The sequence below is a fragment of the Flavobacterium sp. NRK F7 genome, from assembly GCF_024054195.1.
Taxonomy (GTDB): Bacteria; Bacteroidota; Bacteroidia; order Flavobacteriales; family Flavobacteriaceae; genus Flavobacterium.
In genome coordinates, this window is record NZ_JAMXLB010000001.1 from 3,693,182 (window position 1) to 3,702,098 (window position 8,917).

The 8,917-nt window shown below is 30.5% G+C and carries 9 protein-coding genes; 7 read left to right on the top strand and 2 right to left on the bottom strand.

Going from position 1 to position 8,917, the window contains the following annotated elements; translation table 11 throughout:
• Positions 1–178 precede the first annotated feature (178 nt).
• The 6 genes from NHF47_RS16945 (at position 179) to NHF47_RS16970 (ending at position 5,965) form a co-directional block, all read left to right on the top strand.
• Positions 179–1,129: a PhoH family protein gene (locus NHF47_RS16945; RefSeq protein WP_252766032.1), complete on the top strand. Its 951-nt coding sequence runs from the start codon at positions 179–181 to the stop codon at positions 1,127–1,129.
• A 273-nt stretch (positions 1,130–1,402) separates the two neighbouring features.
• Positions 1,403–2,839 (top strand): alpha-amylase, encoded by a 1,437-nt coding sequence (locus NHF47_RS16950; RefSeq protein WP_252766033.1) that lies wholly within the window; start codon positions 1,403–1,405, stop codon positions 2,837–2,839.
• Positions 2,840–2,953: 114 nt separating this feature from the next.
• Positions 2,954–3,772 carry an SDR family NAD(P)-dependent oxidoreductase gene (locus NHF47_RS16955; protein ID WP_252766034.1) on the top strand — a complete coding sequence of 273 codons (819 nt, stop codon included), beginning with the start codon at positions 2,954–2,956 and terminating at the stop codon, positions 3,770–3,772.
• A 4-nt stretch (positions 3,773–3,776) separates the two neighbouring features.
• On the top strand, positions 3,777–4,241 hold the full coding sequence (locus tag NHF47_RS16960) for a hypothetical protein (RefSeq protein ID WP_252766035.1): 465 nt from the start codon (positions 3,777–3,779) through the stop codon (positions 4,239–4,241).
• A gap of 149 nt (positions 4,242–4,390) precedes the next feature.
• Positions 4,391–4,900, top strand: coding sequence for a hypothetical protein (locus tag NHF47_RS16965; RefSeq protein ID WP_252766036.1), 510 nt, complete (start codon positions 4,391–4,393; stop codon positions 4,898–4,900).
• 117 nt (positions 4,901–5,017) lie between these two features.
• Positions 5,018–5,965: a phosphoribosylaminoimidazolesuccinocarboxamide synthase gene (locus tag NHF47_RS16970; RefSeq protein WP_252766037.1), complete on the top strand. Its 948-nt coding sequence runs from the start codon at positions 5,018–5,020 to the stop codon at positions 5,963–5,965.
• Between the two features lie 69 nt (positions 5,966–6,034).
• On the opposite strand, the gene NHF47_RS16975 is transcribed toward NHF47_RS16970, so the two are convergent.
• Together NHF47_RS16975 and NHF47_RS16980 are read right to left on the bottom strand one after the other, a co-directional pair.
• Positions 6,035–6,733, bottom strand: a complete 699-nt coding sequence (locus NHF47_RS16975; protein WP_252766038.1) for a hypothetical protein — start codon at positions 6,731–6,733, stop codon at positions 6,035–6,037.
• Between the two features lie 177 nt (positions 6,734–6,910).
• The gene (locus NHF47_RS16980) at positions 6,911–7,999 is read right to left on the bottom strand and encodes a M42 family metallopeptidase (RefSeq protein WP_252766039.1); all 1,089 of its coding nucleotides are present in this window, start codon (positions 7,997–7,999) and stop codon (positions 6,911–6,913) included.
• An 83-nt stretch (positions 8,000–8,082) separates the two neighbouring features.
• On the opposite strand from NHF47_RS16980, the gene NHF47_RS16985 reads away from it, so the two are divergent.
• Positions 8,083–8,772, top strand: a complete 690-nt coding sequence (locus NHF47_RS16985) for a DUF4294 domain-containing protein (RefSeq protein ID WP_252766040.1) — start codon at positions 8,083–8,085, stop codon at positions 8,770–8,772.
• Positions 8,773–8,917: the final 145 nt, after the last annotated feature.

Consider the following 8,917-nt stretch of genomic DNA (forward strand, 5'->3'; position numbering starts at 1 on the left):
AACTTATTAAAGATGCTAGCCATGTTTTTCTTAAATTTGAAATCATACTCTTTTTTATACTACTAAAAAGCATAAAAAAGAATCTAAAATGGATAGATTGAAAAACATTTATGATCAAAAATAGATTACAAAGCTAGCATAATTTTAGTACAACAAAAATAATTTAAAAAGAAAGCATTTGAACGAGAGAAACATTGAATTAGTAGAGATTACACCAAAGGATTTTTGGGGGGCACAAGATGTTCATTTAGAAGCCATTAAAAAATATTATCCCAAATTAAAATTTGTGGCGAGAGGCACGACACTTAAGGTTTATGGAGAGGAAGAAATTTTAGAAGAATTTGAAGTCAAGTTCAAACGATTAATGCTTCATTTCACTCGATATAATACCATTGATGAAAATGTAGTAGCTAGAGTATTAGAAAGTGACGCACAAGAAACACAATATATGCATGATAGAGATAAGATTCTAGTGCATGGTGTAAGTGGCAAGTTAATTAAAGCAATGACGCCCAATCAGCAAAAATTAGTGGAAACCATTGTAAAAAATGATATGGTTTTTGCTATTGGCCCTGCTGGAACAGGTAAAACCTATACTGGAGTTGCTATGGCAGTTAAAGCATTAAAAGAAAAACAAGTAAAGCGTATTATTTTAACAAGACCAGCTGTTGAAGCAGGTGAGAATTTAGGTTTTTTACCAGGGGATATGAAAGAAAAACTAGATCCTTACATGCAACCTTTGTATGATGCTTTGCGCGATATGATTCCTCCTGAAAAATTAGAAGATTATATTTTAAAAGGAATTATTCAAATTGCACCTCTTGCTTTTATGAGAGGGCGTACCTTAGATAATGCTTTTGTAATTTTAGATGAAGCACAAAATACCACCCATAGTCAAATGAAAATGTTTTTAACGCGAATGGGTAAAAACGCCAAGTTTATGATTACAGGAGATCCTGGCCAAGTCGATTTACCAAGAAGAACTATTTCTGGTTTGAAAGAAGCCATATTAATTTTAAAAGACGTAGAAGGCGTTGGTATTATCTATTTAGACGATAAGGATATTGTGCGTCATAAATTAGTTAAAAAGATTATTGATGCTTACAAAAGCATTGAAAACCACGATTAATAATAATATCAATTATTTAAAAGCCAATTATTCAGTTAATTGGCTTTTTTTTTATCACAAAATTTTAAGTTCTTGATTGTTTCTATAACGTTTTAGTAAAATTTATCAACACGAAATCGTTTTCGTTAAGGTATTCGTATTTTTTGAATGAAATAAATACGAAATTTATATTAATTTAGATAAAAAATTAAACAAATTTAAATTAAATCGGTTTTTTTTAATTCTTTATTATAACCAAACGATAACAAACGAAAATCTATAATTATTTAACATATGAAACAAACAAATCAACTACGTTTATTGGCGTCTTGCTTCGTATTTTCTTTCTTTTCTTGTGAGCAAGAAGATGCAATCAACAAAAATGAAGAAGATTCCAGAAATTTTAAAGTCATTGAAGTAACCCATCACGATGGTCGTCCGTTTAGTACAGGAGATGATAAATCCAATTTAAATTCCAAATATGTGGCTAATGCTGGAGGAGGCGTTATGATGCAAGGATTTTATTGGGATGTTCCAGCTGGAGGAACTTGGTGGAATGTGGTAAAAGGAAAAGTTACAGCTTGGGGAAATGCTGGTATCGAATCGATTTGGTTACCACCAGCTTCAAAAGCACAAAATGGGCCTTTTTCCATGGGATATGATCCAACCGATTATTATGATTTTGGGAATTACAATCAAAATGGAACAGTTGAAACGCGTTTTGGTTCTAAGACTGAATTGACTAGTTTAATTACCGCTGCTCATAACGAAAACATGAAAGTTTATGCTGATATTGTTATTAACCATAATAGTGGCGGACAATCGGAATATAATCCGTACACAGGAACAAACACCTACACTAAATTTAATGTAGCCTCAGGAAAATTTAATAGAAGTTATAATGACTTTTATAAAAACGCGTATGGGAATAACGACGAAGGAAGTTTTGGAGGTTTTCCAGATTTATGTCATGCGAATCCTTATGTACAAGATTGGTTGTGGGGAAGAGCGGATGCTGTGGGAAAATATTATAAAAACACGATGAAATTTGATGGATGGCGTTTTGATTATGTAAAAGGATTTGGTCCATGGGTAGTGAATCAATGGAATGCAAATGTGGGAGGTTTTTCTGTTGGTGAATATTGGGATGGTAATGCAGCAACTTTAGAATGGTGGTGTGATAATGCCAATAGTTCTGCTTTTGATTTTGCGTGTTATTATAAAATGGATGAAGCTTTCGATGGAAATGATTTAACCAAGTTAAGTACGGGTGATATGCTTTGGAAAAGAAGACCTTTTAGAGCAGTGACTTTTGTTTCTAATCATGATACCGATCAAATTTGGAAAAAAACATTGGCTTATGCTTATATATTAACGCACGAAGGTTATCCAACTATTTTTTATAGAGATTATGAAGAATGGTTAGACAAAAATAAATTAAATAATTTAATATGGATTCATAACAACAAAGCAACTGGAAATACTTCCATTTTATATGCTGATAATGATGAATATATCGCTAGAAGAAATGGATACAATGGAAATCCTGGTTTAGTAGTGTATTTGAATAATTCGAATTCTTGGCAAGAAAGATGGATTCAAACCAATTGGGCAAGTACTACAATAAAAGATTATACAGGAAATTCCAGTTGGTATCCTACTACACAAGGCGATAAATGGGTTAAAATTCAATGTCCTCCTAATAGCTATTCTATTTGGTCTACATTATAGTTTTTATTTCTTGAGTTATAATTGATTGAAGGTGCTGTATACATAATACAGCATCTTTTTTTGTTATTGTCTTTCAAATAAACTTTATTTGCAACAATTAAAAAAGAAAACATTTTGAAAAGTATACTCATTACCGGTGCCTCAGGCGGTCTTGGTAAACTAACGACTAAATATTTTGCTAAAAACGGATGGAATGTCATAGCAACTATGATTGATATAGATTTAGCTGAAGATTTATTAACATGGCCCAATGTCTTTTGTTATGAATTAGATGTTACTTCAACAGAAAGCATAGAAAAAGCAAAACAAGAAATCCTAAGTAAGTTTGAAACTATAGATGTTATTATTAATAATGCTGGCTTAGGATATAGAAGTTTTGTTGAACTCTCAGAAGATTCTAAAATTGATACGATTGTAAATGTTAATTTAGTTGGTGTAATTAAAGTTTGTAGAGCTTTTATACCCGTTTTTAGAAAACAAAAAAAGGGAACTTTTATTAATATTTCTTCTGTAGCTGGATTAGTAAATTTACCTTTAGGTAATTTTTATCATGCTACAAAAAGGGCTGTTGAAAGTTTTTCCGAGTGCATGTCCTATGAATTATTAGATTTTAATGTTAGTGTTTGTACAGTTCAATTTGGAAATGCACCTACCAATTTTCAAAAGAATGTTACAGTTTGTGATGACTCAAACATTCCTTCCTATGATGAAATGATGGGAAAAATTAATACTATTTTACAAAAGAAAACCAAAAAGAATAGGGATTTAACCTCAAAAATCATTCTTAAATTATATGATATTGCTGAAAATCCTCAAAAAAGCTTTAGAAAATATACGATTGGTTTCGATGCTAATTTTATGCGCTATTTAAGAAGGATTTTAGGATATCGTTTATTTAATAAGTTAATTAAAAAAATGGTTTTAAATAGATAAGAGTATGAAAGATTTTTTTAAATACGAGAAAGGATACATTAATATTGATGCGACCTATTTATATTTAACCCAAACTGGAAATTGGTCAGAAACCGATTCACTTGCTGAAAAATCTGCAAAATCTAAAAGCATAGCAACTCGAAAAAAAATAAAGACCTATAGCTTTTATGTGATGTTGTTAGCATTTTCATTATTACTATATTTTAATGTAACTAATGGAAAAAGCGGAAAGTTCATGCTCCCATTAGGAATTATACTATTATTAATTTCATCTTTCTATTATTTTAGAGCAGGTTCTGGTTCCCAATACAAAATTCCACTACATAAAATTAATACGATGGAGTATTCTTTTAAGAGCTTAAAGATTTATTTCAAAAATGCTGATAATAAAGATGATTTTGAACGTATTGAAAATGTAGAGCCAAAAGGAATAACTATTTTAAAAGAGTTAAAGTTTTTAAACTCATAAATTTTACTTTTATATTTCTTTTAAATCTTTGTGTTTTATAAGTTAAGATGTCATTTCTTTTAATTCTATAAATTTTTGTCAAAATGATGTAAGTGATTCCCAAACGAAATCATTGAAATTTGTACCATAATATTAAAAGAATAAACATTATGAAAAAGTTATTTTTAATTATTGGATTATTAGGATTAAGTCCAATTTTTGCACAAGAAGAAATTGATATTACACCAGATAACTCATGGCTTAAAGCAGGATTAGTGGCAGGTGTTCCAGTTGGAGATGCATCAGATGTATCTTCTTTTAATTTAGGAGTTGATCTTAGAGGTCAATATTTATTCAACCCAAATTTTGCTATTGGTATCGCTTCAGGATATACACATTACTTCGCAAAAGACGATTTTGAAGATTTTGGAGTAATCCCAGTTGCAGGATTTCTACGTTATTATTTCACACCGAGCGGATTGTTTTTTGGTTCTGATTTAGGGTATGGATTCCTTTCTAATGTAGAAAATAATGAAGGTGGTTTGTATGTTAACCCTCAAATTGGTTACCATAATAGAGATTGGAATATTTATGCATTCTATCAAAATACATTTGCAGAAAACGATGTTGATTTACAAACTGTTGGTTTAGGACTAACCTATAATATTCGTTTTAAATAACAAGTTATCTATCAAGAATAAAAAAAGGGAGAAAGTAAATTTCTCCCTTTTTTTATTCTTGATATTGTTTAGCATTGTGAAACAGTTTACATTTGCACTTCAACAACACAACATTTAATGAATACTATTACAAAAACTAATTTCAGTTTCCCAAATCAAAAATCAGTTTATCACGGAAAAGTTAGAGAAGTTTATAATATTAATGATGAACTTTTAGTTATGATTGCTACCGATAGACTTTCTGCTTTTGATGTAGTTATGCCTAAAGGAATTCCTTATAAAGGACAAATTTTAAATCAAATTGCAACTCGTTTCATGCAATTAACAGAAGATATTGTTCCTAATTGGCTTATTGCAACTCCAGATCCTAATGTGGCTGTTGGACATTTGTGTGAACCTTTTAAAGTGGAAATGGTTATCAGGGGTTATTTATCAGGACATGCAGCAAGAGAATATGCTACTGGAAAAAGAGTGCTTTGTGGGGTTAATTTGCCAGAAGGTTTAAAAGAAAATGATAAATTTCCTGAGCCAATAATTACGCCTACCACAAAAGCTGATTTTGGAGTGCATGATGAGGATATTTCTAGAGAAGCCATTTTAGAAAATGGTATCGTTTCTGAGGAAGATTACCTTGTCTTAGAAAAATATACAAGAGCTTTATTTCAAAGAGGAACAGAAATAGCTGCTTCAAAAGGACTAATCTTAGTGGATACCAAATACGAATTTGGGAAAACCAAAGATGGTAAAATTGTTTTAATTGATGAGATTCACACGCCAGATTCTTCTCGCTACTTTTATTTGGAAGGATATCAAGAAAGACAGGATAAAGGAGAGTCTCAAAAACAATTGTCTAAAGAATTTGTACGTCAATGGTTAATTGCGAATGGTTTTCAAGGAAAAGAAGGACAACAAATTCCTGAAATGTCTGAAGCTTATATAGAATCGGTTTCAGAAAGATATATTGAGCTTTACGAAAACATATTAGGAGAGAAGTTTGTTAAAGCAGATATATCAGACATTCAAAGTAGAATTGAATCCAATGTCTTACGTTTTTTAGAAAAATAGGATATTTAAAATAAAAAAAGCCTTAAATTAAATTTTAAGGCTTTTTTAGTTGAATAAAAAGAAGTTGTTTTATAGTACTTTTTCAATTGAAAAATTTGTTGATAATGATGTTCCAGTAGAACCACTATTGCTAGCTTTTAATTTTGCATCTCGGGTTACATTGCTATCATAATCTGTAAATATTCTAAAACCATAGGAATGACCTTGTCTTAGTTGTAAATAATTAGTAATTCCATAACTTTCATTTCTTCCTCCACCCATTCCAGAATTATTATTATCTCTATGCTTGAAAGTTCTTCTCAAAACCCAATTATTAGTTGTAAAATCCCAAAGACCAATTAATATATCTAAATCTTTTGAATTATTTGTGTAATCACCTATATCAAAATCCATTGAAACTTTATAATAACCATCTATAGTTGGAGAATAACGACCAGTAGTAGTATTATATTCATTCAATAAATCCAAAAGTTCATTAGAAAGAATAATGTCTTTGAAGTTATAATCTAAATTTAAAGACAAATCGTGCGATAGGAACCCTACAAATTTAATACCTGGAGCAGTAGCATTGTTATATCCTGTTACTAAAGTTCCGTCTTCTGTTACAGATACTGGAGTAGTGGCTCCAGTTGTATTCGAAAGACCACGTATTCTTATATTTCCATTAACGTCTAATTGTTGGGTTGGATTAGTAGTTCCAATACCTACTTGTGAAAAGATTAAAAAGGGGCAAACTAAAAGTAGAAACAAAATTCTTTTTGAATTCATAATAAAGCATTTGGTTAATAAATTAAATAGTAAAAGTTTCATACTCAATTTGGTAACACAAATCTCAAAATTATTCTTAAAGAAACATAAACAAATCGATAATGAGCGGATAAAAACGGTAAAACATCATTTTTGGTTAATATTATGCAAAAAAAACAGCCTTAAAGGCTGTTTTTTTTATTTAAAATACGAAAAATTATGATTATTCTCTATTTTTAAGAGACTTTCATATATCAATCGAATTACATTCTCAACATCTTCTCTGTGTACCATTTCTACCGTGGTATGCATATATCGTAGAGGCAATGATATTAATGCCGAGGCTACACCACCATTGCTATATGCAAAAGCATCAGTGTCTGTTCCAGTTACTCTTGAAGTTGCATGTCGTTGAAATGGAATTTTGTTCGCTTCTGCTGTATCCACAATCATTTCTCGAAGTACATTTTGAGTAGCTGGAGCATATGCAATAACAGGTCCTTTACCCATTTTTAAATCGCCTTCAATTTTTTTATCAATCATTGGAGTAGTGGTATCATGGCAAACATCGGTAACTATAGCTACATTTGGTTTAATGGTTTGTGTAATCATCTCCGCACCACGTAAACCAATTTCTTCTTGGACTGAATTCACTATATATAATCCAAAAGGGAGCTCTTTTTTGTTTTCTTTGAGTAAACGGGCTACTTCAGCAATCATAAAGCCACCCATTCTATTGTCTATCGCTCTGCAAATAAATTTGTTCTCATTTAAAATTTCAAAAGCATCAGGATAAGTAACTACACAACCCACATGAATGCCTAATTTTTCCACTTCTTCTTTTGTTTCACAACCACAATCAATAAAAATATTATCTATTCTGGCAGGTTCTTCTTTAGATTTATTTCGGGTATGAATGGCAGGCCAACCAAAAACTCCTTTTACAATTCCTTTTTTTGTGTGAATGTGAACGCGTTTCGATGGAGCAATCATATGATCACTTCCACCATTTCGTATCACATATATAAAACCATCATCAGTAATATAATTAACATACCATGAAATTTCATCACTATGACCTTCTATAACTACTTTAAATGGCGCTTCAGGATTAATAACCCCAACAGCCGTACCATATATATCGGTAATAAATGTATCTACATAAGGTTTTAAATAATCCATCCATAACTTTTGCCCTTCCGATTCATATCCAGTTGGGGAAGCATTATTTAAATAGTTTTCTAAAAAAGTAAGTGATGCTTTGTTTAATAACGATTTAGAACTCATAAAATATTTATTTTTTTGCTAAATTATAAAATTGGTTCAAGACTTATTCATTATTTAATTATTTTTGAGTATAATTTTAAGCTATGAAAAATTACATTATTTGTTTATTTGTTTTGACAAGTATATCATTAAAAGCTCAAATACAAGATACGTTGCGTATGAATGCTCAAGATTCAACACTTTTGTATTCCATACAATTGGATGAAATTGTAGTTTCAAAAAATGATATCTCAGGCTTAGATGAAGAAAGAAAGAAGTTGCTTATCTTAAAAAGAAGAGTATATAAGACCTATCCTTATGCAAAATTAACTTCAGAAAAATTATTGCAATTGAATGCAACAATGGCAAAACTGAAAACCAAAAAAGAAAAAAAGAAATATTTTAAAATTGTAGAAAAGTATTTACAAGAAGAATTCGAACCCAAATTGAAAAAATTATCTAGAAAAGATGGGCAAATTTTAGTAAAACTCATTAATAGACAAACCGGCGAAACTACTTTTGATCTTATCAAAGAATATAAAAGCGGTTGGAAAGCTTTTTGGTCAAACAATACTGCTAAACTTTTCGACATTAATATTAAAGAAGAATACAAACCATACGATAGACTGGAAGATTTTCATATTGAAAGTATTCTTGTAACCGCTTTTAGACAAGGGAGTCTCGAAAATCAAGCGTCAGCAAAACCAATTGATTTAACCCAACTGGCATCAACTTGGAAAGAAAAGATAAAAAAGATGAAAGAAGAGCGTTTGGCAAAAGAAGATAATAATTAGGAGCAGAGGTTTAGTAGTATCAAGCTATCTGTTCCCGCTTTTCGTTCTATCTTTTTATTTTTTGGGAAAAAAATAAAAAGGATGCCACTACAATCGGGGCTATTAGAGGTTTTTTGTTATTTAGGAGTTATTTTTCTTTTTACCT